At 59.7% G+C, this 13,659-nt stretch carries 15 protein-coding genes and 1 tRNA gene; all 16 read right to left on the reverse strand.

Translation table 11 applies throughout. From position 1 onward, the window contains the following. Window positions 1-69 precede the first annotated feature (69 nt). Window positions 70-2,436, reverse strand: a complete 2,367-nt coding sequence (locus IPH10_12050) for a choice-of-anchor J domain-containing protein (protein ID MBK6911640.1) — start codon at window positions 2,434-2,436, stop codon at window positions 70-72. Window positions 2,437-2,529: 93 nt separating this feature from the next. Then, complete coding sequence (locus tag IPH10_12055; GenBank protein ID MBK6911641.1) at window positions 2,530-3,393, reverse strand: DMT family transporter; 864 nt, start codon at window positions 3,391-3,393, stop codon at window positions 2,530-2,532. A gap of 292 nt (window positions 3,394-3,685) precedes the next feature. Next, window positions 3,686-4,045, reverse strand: a complete 360-nt coding sequence (locus IPH10_12060; GenBank protein ID MBK6911642.1) for a VOC family protein — start codon at window positions 4,043-4,045, stop codon at window positions 3,686-3,688. 35 nt (window positions 4,046-4,080) lie between these two features. Continuing rightward, complete coding sequence (locus IPH10_12065; GenBank protein MBK6911643.1) at window positions 4,081-4,440, reverse strand: hypothetical protein; 360 nt, start codon at window positions 4,438-4,440, stop codon at window positions 4,081-4,083. 63 nt (window positions 4,441-4,503) lie between these two features. Then, window positions 4,504-5,439: a serine/threonine protein kinase gene (locus IPH10_12070; protein ID MBK6911644.1), complete on the reverse strand. Its 936-nt coding sequence runs from the start codon at window positions 5,437-5,439 to the stop codon at window positions 4,504-4,506. Continuing rightward, window positions 5,436-6,164, reverse strand: a complete 729-nt coding sequence (locus tag IPH10_12075; protein MBK6911645.1) for a sigma-70 family RNA polymerase sigma factor — start codon at window positions 6,162-6,164, stop codon at window positions 5,436-5,438. The genes IPH10_12070 and IPH10_12075 overlap by 4 nt, the downstream gene beginning before the upstream one ends. A gap of 1 nt (window position 6,165) precedes the next feature. Continuing rightward, window positions 6,166-7,392, reverse strand: coding sequence for an amidohydrolase (locus IPH10_12080; protein ID MBK6911646.1), 1,227 nt, complete (start codon window positions 7,390-7,392; stop codon window positions 6,166-6,168). Between the two features lie 104 nt (window positions 7,393-7,496). After that, window positions 7,497-7,578, reverse strand: a tRNA-Leu gene (locus tag IPH10_12085). A gap of 55 nt (window positions 7,579-7,633) precedes the next feature. Next, complete coding sequence (gene secG, locus IPH10_12090; GenBank protein ID MBK6911647.1) at window positions 7,634-8,059, reverse strand: preprotein translocase subunit SecG; 426 nt, start codon at window positions 8,057-8,059, stop codon at window positions 7,634-7,636. A gap of 40 nt (window positions 8,060-8,099) precedes the next feature. Continuing rightward, entirely contained in the window at window positions 8,100-8,879 is a 780-nt protein-coding gene (locus tag IPH10_12095; GenBank protein MBK6911648.1) for a triose-phosphate isomerase, read from the reverse strand. Window positions 8,880-8,885: 6 nt separating this feature from the next. Continuing rightward, window positions 8,886-10,079 (reverse strand): phosphoglycerate kinase, encoded by a 1,194-nt coding sequence (locus IPH10_12100; GenBank protein ID MBK6911649.1) that lies wholly within the window; start codon window positions 10,077-10,079, stop codon window positions 8,886-8,888. A 313-nt stretch (window positions 10,080-10,392) separates the two neighbouring features. Beyond that, window positions 10,393-10,989, reverse strand: a complete 597-nt coding sequence (locus IPH10_12105) for a hypothetical protein (protein ID MBK6911650.1) — start codon at window positions 10,987-10,989, stop codon at window positions 10,393-10,395. A 136-nt stretch (window positions 10,990-11,125) separates the two neighbouring features. Next, a complete protein-coding gene (locus tag IPH10_12110) occupies window positions 11,126-11,575 on the reverse strand; it encodes a DUF4920 domain-containing protein (GenBank protein MBK6911651.1) in 450 nt (149 codons plus the stop codon). Window positions 11,576-11,602: 27 nt separating this feature from the next. Beyond that, a complete protein-coding gene (locus tag IPH10_12115) occupies window positions 11,603-11,956 on the reverse strand; it encodes a DUF1232 domain-containing protein (protein MBK6911652.1) in 354 nt (117 codons plus the stop codon). 3 nt (window positions 11,957-11,959) lie between these two features. Beyond that, window positions 11,960-12,514 carry a DUF1232 domain-containing protein gene (locus tag IPH10_12120; protein ID MBK6911653.1) on the reverse strand — a complete coding sequence of 185 codons (555 nt, stop codon included), beginning with the start codon at window positions 12,512-12,514 and terminating at the stop codon, window positions 11,960-11,962. Window positions 12,515-12,558: 44 nt separating this feature from the next. After that, a complete protein-coding gene (gene gap / locus IPH10_12125; protein ID MBK6911654.1) occupies window positions 12,559-13,563 on the reverse strand; it encodes a type I glyceraldehyde-3-phosphate dehydrogenase in 1,005 nt (334 codons plus the stop codon). Window positions 13,564-13,659 lie beyond the last annotated feature (96 nt).

The raw sequence follows: 13,659 nt of genomic DNA on the forward strand, positions 1-13,659 counted from the left end.
CGCGGCGGCCCAGACGGGTCGCCGCGTTCTTGTTGTTCCGATTGTCCCAAGCGCCTGCGTCAGCGCTGGTTAGGGCTGATAGCCGACCACAACGTAGTAGCGCATCTCATCCGTGGCCGCGCCACCAATGATCGTAAAGCTCGTCTGGTCCGTTTCGCCTTCCAGCACTTGCAGAGGACTGCTCTGATCAAGGGACGAATAGACTCGATACAGCGGATTGCTGTCCGCCGCCCAATGCAGAACCACATCTTCGCCATCCACAAAGATCGTGAGATCTTGTGGCACCGGGATATCAGCCGTGCCGACCGCCTGCACCAGCACGTCGTCAATATACCAGCCTTCGCGCTGCACGCTGTTGTCTGAACCGAAACGGAACCGCACTTGCAGGCTCGAACCCGCATACGCCGCGAGGTCCAGCGTGTACTGCGTCCACGTCGTCTGATTTGTCGCAAAGCATGGCAGCCCGGGCATCGGTCCTTGCACTGGTACGCCGCCGCCGGACAAAATGCGGAACGTGTTCGTGTATCCCGGCGTCGGTGTGACCTGCGTGTACGCGCCACCGTCCACCGAGATCTCAACAATACCACCGTCATACGCCGAATCCGGATACGCCGTCGAAGTCTCGCCTTCAATCTGCATCCAGAAGCTCATCACGGACTCGTCCGGCAGATTGTTCATCACCGGTGACACAAGCCGCGCATCGTTAAACGCGCGGTATTGCCCCGTCGTATTCGAGCCGCATTTGTAACTGTGTGTCGTCGAGCGCGCGCGCTCGGTCGAAATGTGCCAATCGTCCACCCACGTCCCGCCCGCGCCCGCGTGCGTCCAATCGGCCGCGCCGTCCTCAAAATCTTCGCTCAACACAGTGATAATCGGCAGCGGCGTCAGGCTCACATCCGCAACCACCGTGTCACCTTCAACAATCACGATGCCCGTGACGGTATCCGACAGATAAGCAAACTTGCTGAACGCGAAATCATACGTGAAACCGTCCGGCAACGGCATGAAGTAGTTACCGCTGGCATCGGTCGTCGTCGTCCGCGTGCCGCCAATCTGACTCACCGTCACACCAGCAAGCGGCAGCGTCGTCACGTTGTCCGTCACCGTGCCGCGCACGAAGCCGCCCGCCTGCGGATCAAATCCATCCAGCGTCATCACGCCGCTATTACCCGGATCAAGATGCGTGCGCAGGCCATTCGTCATCGAGAGCGAAAATTTGCCGTAGTAGTCGTCAATGTTGTTCGTGCAGCTCGCCGTGCCGCCGTGCAACTGGCCCGTGATACGATGGTTCTGGTCAAACAACGGTGAACCCGACGAACCGGGCTCAGTCGTCCCGTCGTCCCAATTCAAAATGCGCCAATGCGAATTGGCCGGAGTGCCCGACCATGTACTCGATACCGGCGCCTGATTGTCAAATGTGATCTTCTTGATGTCGCCGCTCGGATGGTGAATACACACCGAGCTCGTCCACGCCGCGTCATTCGCGTTCCAGCCGCTGAAGTACGGATTGTACGCGAGCGGCACGCTGCTGTTCAAGCGCACCAGAAATACGTCGGACGCGCTGCTGTTGAACAGAAGCTGGCAGCCCGCCACCGTCTGATTGGTCGGTCCGTTCACGTTCGGACAGCCCGGGCTTTCGTAGTTGAACATGAACACGTCGCTGGTGCTCGGCGTGCAGTGGTTCGCCGTCAGAACGAACGGCGTCGCATCGTTGGCAGTGCTATTGATCAGCGAGCCCGAGCAGTAGCGGGAACCGCCGCTCGTGAGCAGCATCACCACGCCGCGCTTCTGCTCTTGCCAATTCGCGCCCTCAGGGCAGTTCGCGTTGTTGTTGCAGGTTCCGCTATCGCCATAATTGTCGAGCGGATTCTCTGCTCCGCGGCCGAACAGATTGCGATAGGCATGCACGACGCGCATAATCGAGAGCTCGCCTTGCCCCTGTGCTTCGTACGGCTCGATGTACTCAATCGTAATCGCGTCGCCCGGCACCGGCTGTGTGCCCAGATCGCCCGACGGCGCTTCGTTCGCTTCGGTGAACGCGCCAATCACGTAGTCGTAGGCGTCGTTGTAGATAAACAGTCGGCCGCCGGCGGGCACGTCAAACCGGTCAAACACCAGATTGATTGAATACGCCCCGCGCGACTCCACGCGCAGCCGCCACACGCGGCCGTCTTTCGTGTCTTCCCACGTGCCGCTATTGTCCAAATTGAAATTCACTTCGTGCGGATAACCGAACCGCAGCGCCACATCCTTGCCTTCCTGCGCGTCTTCGGCCAGCAGCGCCGCATGATCCACCGCGGGCAGCGTGCGCGACAGCGCGGCATTCAGCGGGTTAGACAAACTCGCCGGCGCGCCGCCCTGCGAAATCTGCGCGACACTCGCCGCCGCACAGCAACACAGTATCACAAGCGTCAACAACATTGGGGACCGTTTCATCGTATTGTCTCCGAAAGAAAATATGAATTATGAAGTATGAAATATGAAATCTTATCCTATGATGCGCCAGGACGGCCGTTACCGCAAACCGCGCTACGCGGACTTGCGCCAATTCACCAGCGCTATCCCCGCGATGATCAATCCGCCGCCGACCACGATGTCCCAGTGCAGCGGTTCATCCAGAAAGAGCACGCCCAGCAGCACCGCCGTCGGCGGAAACAGAAACGTCGTCAACGATGTGCGCGTCGCGCCCCACTGATTGAGCAGGTAAAACCACGCGACCGTCGAAAGCGCCATCCCCAATATCCCCATCCAGCCGCACGCCAGCCACGTCAGCGTTTCGCGCGGAACGAACTTGTCCTCGAACAGCAGCGCCGCCGTCATGATGAAGATCAAACCGCCGAGCATCATCGGCAAACCGGTTTGCAGCGGATGCAGACCGCGCAAGAACTTTCGCTGCGTGACCGTGCTCGAAGCGTACAGGAACGTCGCGGTGATCATCGCACCTTGTCCCAACAGATCGGTGCTCGCGCCAAAATCCGGATTCATCAGCACCCAAATGCCCGCGATGCCGGACAGCAGACCCGCGAGCTTCGGCAGCGTGAAGCGCTCGTCGTGCAGAAAATAGTGCGCGAGCACCATCGTCCACAGCGGCATAGTCGCGTTCAAGACACCCGCAAGCCCCGAGTCAATGCGCGTTTCCGCGAATCCAATCAAGCTGATCGGAATCGCCACGCTGGTAATCCCCAGCACGAACGGCAGCCAAAAAGTCAGACCCGACCACGTCAAATCGAAACGCTTCCACTTGACGATCAAGTATGTCACAACGGCGCCGAAGATCAGCCGCCAGCTAACCATCGTCATAGGACCAATTTCGCGCAGAGCGAGTTTGATCCACAAGAACGACGTGCCCCACGCGAGACACCCCAAATACAAGAAGACAAGCCACTGCCGCATCAGACTTGCCTCCCTGTCCGCTGAATGTGGGTCGCCCCGATGTTCACGTCGTCCTCAGACCCATAAGATAATATCCTCATTCGCTCTTCGCAACTCATTTTTGCTTTTCGGCCTGTCCGGCGTGTGCTGTGGGGCAGTGATGTTTGAAATTGGGAACAACGTGCACAGGAGCTGCGCACAGCCATGAATAACTGCCTGCGTTTTGCGTCATATCGCATACGCAAACGGCCCGGAGGGAGTCTCCAGGCCGATCCGCGCCCGCCGCGCACGCAGGGGCGAAGGAGGTTGTCGCCTACGCCGGCATCTCGTTTTCGACCAGCCCGATCAGATTCCCGCTGGGGTCCGTGAACTGCGCCATGATGACCATCCCCGGTATCACGGTACGTCCCATGACCACCTTGCCGCCGAGCTTCGTCACGTGTTCAAGCACCGGATCAATCTTCTCGACCGCGATATACACCGTCACATACGGCTTGCCGCCGGGCTCGCCTGCGCCGATGCCGCCGCCGATGCTCTTCTCTTCCGCCGCCACCAAACCGTATTGCATCGGATTGTTGGCGTCAATTTTCCAACCGAACAGTGCGCCGTAAAACGTCTGTAATTGCGCGCCATCCTGACCAATGATCTCAAAGTGAACGACTGGCATGCCCATCGCTGTCTCCTCTGTGTTGCTTGCTGTGTCCTGGCTTATCGAGCGGTTGCAGGTCTTGCACCGTACTTCTGCGTGGCCCAACCCAAAATCAGTCCTACCAGCGAACCGGGAATCATGATCTCGAACCAGTAATGCTCACCGTTCTCCCCCGGCATCGCGGCAATCATCGCAGCCAATCCCAGACCGACGATGAATCCAAAGATCATCCCCTTGGTCATGTCGTTCACTTTCCGTGAGAAGAAGCCGATGATCAGCCCGGCCAGGAGGCCTTTGACCGACGACCACATGACGATCCCCGCCAGCATGTCGCGAACCGCCGGCGTGAACCACGCCGTCATACCATCAAACGCACCCAGTACCGTCCCGAGAATGATCCCAAGCAGGGGTTTCGACATATTGCCTCCGTGATGTTGAGTTGCCTTCGCTTGATCATCAATACAGCAAATCCACCGAGCCCTTTAGCGCCGCAAGGCCAAAAAGAAAATGAGTCGTATCAGCATGTATGTTAAGAGGATAATAACGATAAACCGATGTTTGCTGAGCAGTCGCGCCCCGCGTTCGAGAGGTGTTTCGCGCTGCGCCGCCACGGGTTCGCCATCGAGATAGCGCACGACATCCGCGGCTAAGTCAACCGCTCCGGCGTAACGCTGCGTGTAGTCCGGATGCATGGCCTTTCCAACGACCGCGCGCAAGGGCCGCGGCAAACTGCCCACCGCGCGGGGAAACGCGTCATCCGTCGGCGGCACGCGCGTTAAGATGTGCGCCAGCGTCGCACCCAGTGCAAAGACATCGGCGCGTGCATCGAGCGCCTCCCCGCGCATCTGCTCCGGCCCCATATAACCCGGCGTTCCGTGACCGGCAGTGTGCGCACCATGCTGACTGTGTCCGCGCGCCGTGCCCCAATCGAGAATCAGCACTTCGCCGAAATCGCCGACCATGATGTTCGCTGGCTTCAAATCGCGATGCAAAACGTCCTGACTGTGCGCATAGGCCACCGCTTCGCATATCTTCACAAAAACGCGCAGCCGCTCGGCCACCGATTCGCTCTGCGCCGCAAAGGCGTCGAGTCGTTGACCCTGCACGAGCTTGCTGACATAATAGACACGGCCGTCCGGCAACTGCCCCAAGTCGTGTACAGGGATTATGCCCGGATGTTCGAGCCGCGCCGCAACCTGCGCTTCCGCGCGCAGCCGCTCCGCCAATTCACCCGCGCTATCCGCCACGCGCAGCACTTTCAGCGCGACCTTGCGGCGCAGCGTTGTGTCCTCGGCCACATACACATTGCCCATGCCGCCCTGACCGAGCGGCTCGAGCAGGCGATAACGCGTGCCGGACAGATCCGGCTCGTCGAGCGCAACGCTCAAACGGTCCAGCGCGTCATCCGGAATTCTCATCGCGCCCCGCCCCGCGCGCCGAACAGCGCATACGATTCTTCCAAAAACTCCGCTTCACTCGCCGTTATCGAGCGCAATTTCTCCAGCAGCGCCAGCCGCACTTTGACCCGGATCGCGTGCAAGTGGTTGGTCACGGCCGTCACGCTGAGATTAAACTCCCGTGCCAGGTCGTCATACGTCAGTTTCTCCGCCGCGCCGCGCTCGACGTCATAACGCCGGAACAGCGCAAACTGCAACCGCGCCGTGTCAGTCGTGCACAGGCTCTCGATTTCCGCAATCGCCGCCGCGAAGAGACTGTGCCGCCATTCCCGCTCGAAAAGCTCGTCAAGCTGTTCCGGATCGGCGGGATCCAGCGCGGCGCCATCCGCGCCCGCCGTCTCCAAAGACGTCACCATTCCCCCGCCGCGCTTCTGCGCCGTCTGCGCATTATGTTCGTTGATCAGAAAGCGCTCAAGGCAGGTGCGCAGAAACGTGCGAAAACGCGCTTTGTCCGGATCAAACTTCGCCAGCGTGTCGCGTTCCAAAACATAGGCAAAAAAGCTCTGCGTGGCGTCACTCGCGTCAGGCTCGGTCGCCCGCCATTTCAGTCGCACATAACTCTCGACGGGCCGCCAATAGAGCCGCGCCACCACATCCCAACCCAATTGCCGCGCCGCACTGTCGTCGCTTTTGAGCGCGCGGATCGCCGTCCAGCGCGTTTCGGGAAAGGGTGTGAAACCGCTCATGCTACCGCCGCGTGCTCCACTGCGCGAGCCACACCATCAGATCCGCGCCGACCGCCAGTGCGTCCGGATGAATCGTGAACTCACTCGTGTGGATGCCGCCCTCGCCAAGACCGTCTTGCGCTATGCCGAGACTGAAATAGAGGCTCGGAAACTCATGCGTGTAATACGCGAAATCCTCAGCCGTCATCCGTTGTATGCTCTGGCCATCCGCGCGCAGGGCCGGAAATTCGTGCGCCGCCGCGAGCAGCGCATCACACAATTGCGGATTATTTACCGTTGGCGGAGCGCCGCGCCGCAAGCGCAGGGCCGCCGTGCAGCCGTAGGCTTCAGCCGTATTGGTGATGTACTGCGTCATCAGCGATTCAATCGTCCCGCCGTTCTGTATTGAATCGGCGATATCAATATACGCGCGCACCGTGCCGCCAAACGAACACTCGCCCGGCAGCACATTGTACGTGTGCGACGTATCGCAATCAATCCACGCGACGCTCATAATGCACGGCTCTTCGAGTACATTCATCTTGCGCGCAGGCAATGAGGTCAATCCAGCCGCGATATTGGCCAGACACGACGGTACGTCGTCGCCCTGATGCGGGTAGGCTGCATGCGAGCCGCGCCCCTGCACTGTCACGCTGTAGTAGTTGCTTCCGGCCAGCACTGGTCCCGGTGCAATCCGCACGACGCCCACCGGCAATCCCGGGAACACGTGCTGTGCGAACATCTTCTCAACGCCGAGCTTGTGCAGCGTGCTGTCGTTCACCAGATCATCCGCCCCACCCTTGATTTCTTCCGCCGGCTGCCACAGGAACACCACCGTGCCGTTGACGCGCTGGTCGTTTTTCAACCGCAGCGCCGCGCCCAGCAGCATCGCCGCATGCGCATCGTGACCGCAGGCGTGCATGCGCCCCGGCACCACCGAGCAGAGATCGTGCGTTGAATCTTCGAGAATTTCCAGCGCATCCAATTCCGCGCGCAGACAAATCGTCGGGCCGGGCCGTTCCGTCCGCAGCACCGCGATCACTTCGGTCTTGAGCGACGGCGCATCCACGAATTCGCTAAACCCGGCGCGTTCCAATTCCGCGCGAATCACCTTCGCCGTTTCGAATTCCGCGTGCCCCATTTCCGGATTCCGGTGAAGACGTTCGTAGACTGAGCGCACGACGGCATCTGCGTCCGCCCAAGCCAGCGGCGCAACCGTCAACAGCATCATGAGACCGTAGACAACCAAGAGCCTGTCTTTCTGCCGTGAACTTTCCGGCGCGAGATTTTCATCTGACTTCCTGTTAGCACGAAGCCCCACGCTAAAATTGCGCGGGGCTTCAGAGTTTCGGGTGCCCGAGCTCGGATTCGAACCGAGATGCCTTGCGGCGCTACCCCCTCAAGATAGTGTGTCTACCAATTTCACCACTCGGGCGGCTGGTTAAGCCGTGTTTCCCGCTTGCGCGTTGCGCATGGCGGAGCGGGGCTGCTTAGTTACCGCTGTTCGTCGGCTGCTGGGCCGGGGTCGTCGCGGGAGCCGTACCGGTTTGCGCGGGAGTTGTCGCGGGAGCCGTTTCGGTCGGCGTCACCGGACTCACCTGTGTTCCGCCCGGAATGGAAGGAACCGGACTGTCAATCGGCGCACTCTGCACCGCCTGCTGTGTCACCGATACCTGCTGCGTGCTGCCGCCCGAAAGCAACGCCATCAGCAGACAGTTCACGAGAAACAGCGTGGCCAGAATCGTCGTCGCCTTCTGCAGGAAGTTCGCCGCCTGACGTCCGCCGAATACGGTCGAGCTGCCCATGCCGCCCGCCACACCCGCCAGACCACCGCCCTTGGCGTTCTGCAACAGAATCGAGACCACCAGCAGAACCGACACCAGAATCTGAATTGCGATTAAGAGTCCGTAAATCATGGGAAAAACAAATTAGAAATTAGGAAATCGAAATTGGAAATCAGGCCGTCGCCCGCACGCATTCTCGATGCAGTGCAAGCAAACTGTCTACCTGCAAACTCGCGCCGCCGACCAGCGCACCGTCAATATCCGGCTGCGTCATTAGCTCGAAACAATTGTCGGGCTTCACGCTGCCGCCGTAGAGAATCTGCATCTTCGTCGCGGCGTGCGCACCTCGCTTGGCCAACACACTGCGGACAAACCGCTGCGCGTCCTGCGCCTGCTGCGGGGTGGCGACCACTCCGGTGCCAATCGCCCAAACCGGTTCATAGGCCACAATCACTCGTTCGAGCTGATCGTCGCCGACCTGTGACAAACCGATTTCAACCTGCCGCGTGAGCACCGTTTCGAGTTGACCAGCGTTGCGCTCGGCAAGCGTTTCGCCAATACAAAAGATCGGCGTCAAGCCCACCTTCAGCGCGGCGGCGACTTTCTGACCGATCAGCTCATCGCTCTCACCGAAAATCGCGCGGCGTTCACTGTGCCCCAGCACCACATAGCGGCAACCGAGGTCAACCAGCATCTCCGGGGAAACCTCCCCGGTAAACGCGCCGGAACTTTGAAAGTAACAATTCTGAGCCCCAAATGCAAGCTGAGAAGGGCCCTTACCACTCTCTTTACAAGCACTTGCAACCGCGTCCACCGCCGTCGTTGGAGGCAGAAGAACGGTCGGGACTGCCGAATCTGCCAATTTGGCGGCATACTCGCGAACAAAGCCCACCGCATCAGCAGTGAGCTTGTTCATCTTCCAGTTCGCGGCCAGTAGGATCGGACGACTCATTGTGTTTTATGCGTTTGTCAGAGCTGCCACGCCCGGCAGCACCTTACCCTCAAGGAACTCAAGGCTTGCGCCACCGCCCGTCGAGACGTGCGAGACCTGGCTTGCCAAGCCGAACTTCTCCATCGCCGCAGCACTGTCGCCTCCACCCACTACGGTGATTGCTCCGGCCTGCGTGGCCCGTACAAGGGCTTCCGCAACAGCCTTCGTTCCGGACGCAAACTCATCAATTTCAAAGACTCCCATAGGGCCGTTCCAGACCACCGTCTTGGCCTTCAGGATGTAGTCGGCGTAGAGTTTCTCGGTCTCCGGGCCAATATCGGCGGCAAGCATGTCTTCGGGCACTTGATTAGAGGCGGCCGCTGAGGTCGCTTCACCCGATTTCAATTCGGAGGCCACCCGCGAGTCCGGCGGGAGCACGAGCTTCGTCGAGGAGCCTGCGGCCTTCTTGATCAGTTCGAGGGCAAGGTCCATCTTGTCGGCTTCGAGAATCGAGTTGCCGATCTCGCCGCCCTGCGCCTTATAGAACGTGTAGGCCATGCCGCCGCCCACCAGAATCGTGTCCACCTTGCCGATGAGATTCTCAATGACGTCAATCTTGCCCGAAATTTTCGAACCGCCCAATACTGCGACAAACGGATGCTTCGGTTCGGCCAGAGCTTTGCCGAGGTAGTCGAGTTCCTTCTGCATCAGGTAGCCCGCAACGCATGGCTTGATAAACTGCGTCACCCCTTCTGTTGAAGCATGCGCGCGATGCGCCGAGCCGAACGCGTCGTTCACGTACAGATCACCGAGCTTGGCGAGCTTTTTGGCGAACTCGGCGTCGTTCTTCTCTTCTTCGTTGTAGAAGCGCAGATTTTCGAGCAGCACGACCTGTCCCGGCACCATCGCGGCGACGGTCTTCTCGACCTCTTCGCCGATACAGTCCATTGCCATGGTCACAGGCTTGCCGAGCAGTTCCGCCAACCGCACCGCTGCGGGAGCCAGCGACATGTCCGGATTCTTCTTGCCCTTCGGTCGCCCAAGGTGACTCATCAGAATCGCCTTGCCGCCGGCGGCGACAATCTTCTTTATCGTGGGCAGCGACTCGCGAATGCGCGTGTCGTCGGTGACCTTGCCCTCGTCCAGCGGCACATTGAAATCCACGCGCACCAACACGCGCTTGCCGCTTAAGTCAACCTGATCAATTGTGAGTTTGTTCATCGGGGGGATGAAAATTTAGTCTTTCTATTGTAGGGGCGGATGGCCATCCGCCCGTTCTGTATTGCCTGCATGGCGCCCGATCTCGCGGCGGCATGCGCTGCGCGTGCCCCGCAACCGTCGTCGCAAAGCATTCGCGTCGTCATTCTTCAGGCCGCTGCGGCCTGAAGAATCCCGCGGGAGTCTCCAGGGAGATGTTTCACGATGTTCAGCAGGACGACACGCACGAAGGTGTCGCTCTCGCCTGGGGATTTTGCCCAGCAAGCTGGGCGCTACAATGTGCCGTCCCCTCACGCGGGCGGAACTGGTTCCGCTCCTACTCTTCGGCGAAGACTTCGTCGAGCTGATTCTCGATGAGCGTGATGCGCTTGGTCAAGTCCTTCAGCGCCGTCTCGATGCGCGTCAACGCTTCCATGACTTCGGCGTTGCCACCGCCAGCCGGACGCGGACCACGGTCGGCGAAATCACGACGCGGCGGACGATCCGTCCACTCACGCTTCGGGCCGGTCGAACGGCCACGCGGCGGACCGTCACCGTACTCGCGGCGCGGACCACGCGGCGGACCATCACCATACTCACGACGCGGACCACGGGGCGGACCATCCCCAAATTCACGGCGCGGACCACGCGGCGGACCGTCACCAAATTCGCGGCGCGGACCACGCGGCGGACCGTCACCGAACTCGCGACGCGGACCACGCGCCGGGCCTTCACCCGCCGCACGACGCGGCGCACGCGCCGGACGTTCGCCATCATCAAATTTCTTGCGCGGCGGCGGACGATCATCGCCCTCGCTCCACTTGGGCTTGGCCGGACGTCCCGCACCCGCGCCACCCGCGCGCGGCGGCTTCGCCTTGACGTGTTTCTTCTCTTTGTCTTTCAAACGATAGCGGGTCGGCTTGTCAGCAGGCACCGGTTACTCCAATTCGTGAATGTATTGAGCGGCTCGAAAAATAGCGCAGCTCCTGCTTCACGAGCCTGAAGCACTGCGAAAAAATCGGGTGTGAAACGCAGCGGCAGGTGCTTGCACCCGCCGCCGCGTACTACAACTATAGTCCCTTTACCGACGCGCCCTTGATGCTTACCATGATCGCCGGAGCCGGACAGGCGTGGCCTTCCGTTTCGCCCTCGTGCTTCTCTTCCACCGCGCCCGGCGCGTTGGGATCATACATCAGCGTACCTTGCAGCGTGATCTGCTTGCCCAGCGTCTCCTGCGGGAACGTCACCACGTCACCCATGCTCTTGCACAGGATCTTCGAATGATCGGCCTGCTCGATTTCCACCCAGCAGCCCGCGTGCTTGCACATATCCACCACCGTGCCCGATACCAGCACGTCCTTGTCCACGTAAGCCGCCGGATTGGCGTTCAGCTCGGTGATGTTGTGAGACTTCTTCAGGGTCGGCTCTTCACCAAACGACGTACACGCCTTGCTGCCACAGGCACAAGAGACCGCGAACAGCGCGGTGATGGCCAAAATGAGAATGGTTTTTGTCTTCATGTCAAATGCTTGTTTTGATTACTCGTTCTAATCTTGTAAGTCAAACGGTTCAGGATCAATCTGGCGGGATTTAAGGAACCTCCGCAAATCAAACTTCATCAGTGAAAAGAGCTTCGCGACGACAAACGCATCGTCCAGCCAGCCAAAGAACAGGAAGAAATCGGGAATCAAGTCGAACGGCAGGGCCACGTACAACGCAATCGCAATGAGTGCGATGATCGTCGCCCAGGGCGTCCGAGATTTGCCGCGCAGGACTTCCGCCATCATTTTGCGCCACAACGCAAAACGGCGGTAAAGGAATTGCCAGCCGCGTTTCGTCTTCGGGAGAATCGCGAACCAGCCGAGCAGAGCGCCGAAACCGAACCTGCGCTTGCGCGTCACTAACTATGCTTGCGGCTTGTCGTCCAGCGGCTTGCCGTCGTCACCCAGCGCGTAATCGCTTAGTTTCAAATTGCGCTCCGCCGCAAAGCGCTTCAGGTCCACGCGAATCAGCGACAAACAGAGCCCGATGACCAACGCGTCATCGAGGAAGCCCAGGCCCGGAATGAAATCGGGCATCACGTCAATCGGCGAGATCAGATAGAGCAGCGTCGCGGTAAGCGCGGCTACAGTAGCCCACGGCACGTCAAATTCCTGCTTGGCGCTGGCCCGCAGCATCTCCCACAAGAGCTTGGCTTGCTTGCCGAGCTTGACGACGTAGTCCTTGCCCGAATTGAGCAGCTTCTCGATGCCCGATTCGGCCTTGTCCACGGCCTTGGCGACGTCTTCCTTGGTGACCGTGTTCTTCTTCTCTTCGAACCACTTGCCGGTCTTGTCAGCCACTTTCTCAATCGCGGAGTGCGTCTCGGTCGTCACGCTGCCCCACAGCTTGCCAATGGACTCCTTGGCCTCGTTCAGGTTCTCTTTGATTTCAGACGGTTTCTGCGGTGCGTCGCTCATGGGTATTCATCCTTATGCGTTGGCGATTGGCGAACGAAATGCGCTTAAGCACTCATCATGACCAGCAGGTCTACGCAGCGCATGGAGTAGCCCCACTCGTTGTCGTACCAACCGAAGATCTTCACCATCTTGTCGCCCATGACCATCGTGGACTTGGCGTCGAAGATGCACGAATGCGGATTGCCGATGATGTCCACCGACACCAGCTCTTCTTCGGTGTATTCGAGCACGCCCTTCATCGGGCCTTCAGCCGCGGCCTTGAACGCGGCGTTGACCGCGGCAATCGTGACGGGCTTGGTCGTATTGACCACGAGGTCCGTGATCGAGCCGGTCGGCGTCGGCACGCGCAGCGATGTGCCGTCAATTTTGCCCTTGAGCTCCTTGATGATCTTGCCCACGGTCTTGGCGGCGCCCGTCGTCGTGGGGATGATGCTCACCGCGGCCGAACGCGCGCGGCGCAGATCGCTGTGCGGCGCGTCAAGGATGTTCTGATCGTTCGTGTAGCTGTGAATCGTCGTCATGAACGCGTGCTCGATGCCGAAGTTGTCCAGAATGACCTTGGCCATCGGCGCGACGCAATTCGTCGTGCAGCTCGCGTTGGACACGAGCTTGTGCTCGGGCTTAAGATCGTGGTCGTTGATGCCCAGCACGATCGTCGCGTCAATCTCGTCTTTCGACGGTACGGTCAGGAGCACCTTCTTGGCGCCCGCATCAATGTGCTGCTGAATCCCCGCGCGGTCGCGGAACGACTTCGCGCCGGTGGATTCGACCACGATATCCGCGTTGTACTTTTTCCAATCGAGCTTCTTGGCATCCTTCTCGGCGGTGACTTCAATGTGATTCTTGCCGACTTGAAATCCGGTCGCAGTCACTTCCACCGAACCGCCGAACTTGCCCTGCGTCGAATCGTACTTGAGCAGATGCGCCAGCGTCTTGGCGTCGGTCAAGTCGTTAATGGCGACCACTTCAAAGCGCGGATCATTGTAAATTCCGCGAAACACCAGGCGGCCGATGCGCCCGAATCCGTTAATAGCTATGCGAATTGGCATGGGAGAGTTCCGAAGTATGAAGTATGATGTATGAGATCTGAAAACCAGATGTCAGAATGCAAATGTGTTAACCGCTGCCGGCGCGCAATGGTGGTC

The sequence above is a fragment of the bacterium genome, from assembly GCA_016702305.1.
GTDB lineage: Bacteria > Electryoneota > RPQS01 > RPQS01 > RPQS01 > JABWCQ01.

Coding starts and splice junctions, on each gene's coding strand:
- IPH10_12060 (MBK6911642.1), bottom strand. CDS start 4,045: ATGGGCATGCCAGTCGTTCACTTTGAGATCATTGGTCAGGATGGCGCG.
- IPH10_12055 (MBK6911641.1), bottom strand. CDS start 3,393: ATGCGGCAGTGGCTTGTCTTCTTGTATTTGGGGTGTCTCGCGTGGGGC.
- IPH10_12070 (MBK6911644.1), bottom strand. CDS start 5,439: ATGAGAATTCCGGATGACGCGCTGGACCGTTTGAGCGTTGCGCTCGAC.
- IPH10_12095 (MBK6911648.1), bottom strand. CDS start 8,879: ATGAGTCGTCCGATCCTACTGGCCGCGAACTGGAAGATGAACAAGCTC.
- secG (MBK6911647.1), bottom strand. CDS start 8,059: ATGATTTACGGACTCTTAATCGCAATTCAGATTCTGGTGTCGGTTCTG.
- IPH10_12050 (MBK6911640.1), bottom strand. CDS start 2,436: ATGAAACGGTCCCCAATGTTGTTGACGCTTGTGATACTGTGTTGCTGT.
- IPH10_12110 (MBK6911651.1), bottom strand. CDS start 11,575: ATGAAGACAAAAACCATTCTCATTTTGGCCATCACCGCGCTGTTCGCG.
- IPH10_12100 (MBK6911649.1), bottom strand. CDS start 10,079: ATGAACAAACTCACAATTGATCAGGTTGACTTAAGCGGCAAGCGCGTG.
- gap (MBK6911654.1), bottom strand. CDS start 13,563: ATGCCAATTCGCATAGCTATTAACGGATTCGGGCGCATCGGCCGCCTG.
- IPH10_12120 (MBK6911653.1), bottom strand. CDS start 12,514: ATGAGCGACGCACCGCAGAAACCGTCTGAAATCAAAGAGAACCTGAAC.
- IPH10_12075 (MBK6911645.1), bottom strand. CDS start 6,164: ATGAGCGGTTTCACACCCTTTCCCGAAACGCGCTGGACGGCGATCCGC.
- IPH10_12065 (MBK6911643.1), bottom strand. CDS start 4,440: ATGTCGAAACCCCTGCTTGGGATCATTCTCGGGACGGTACTGGGTGCG.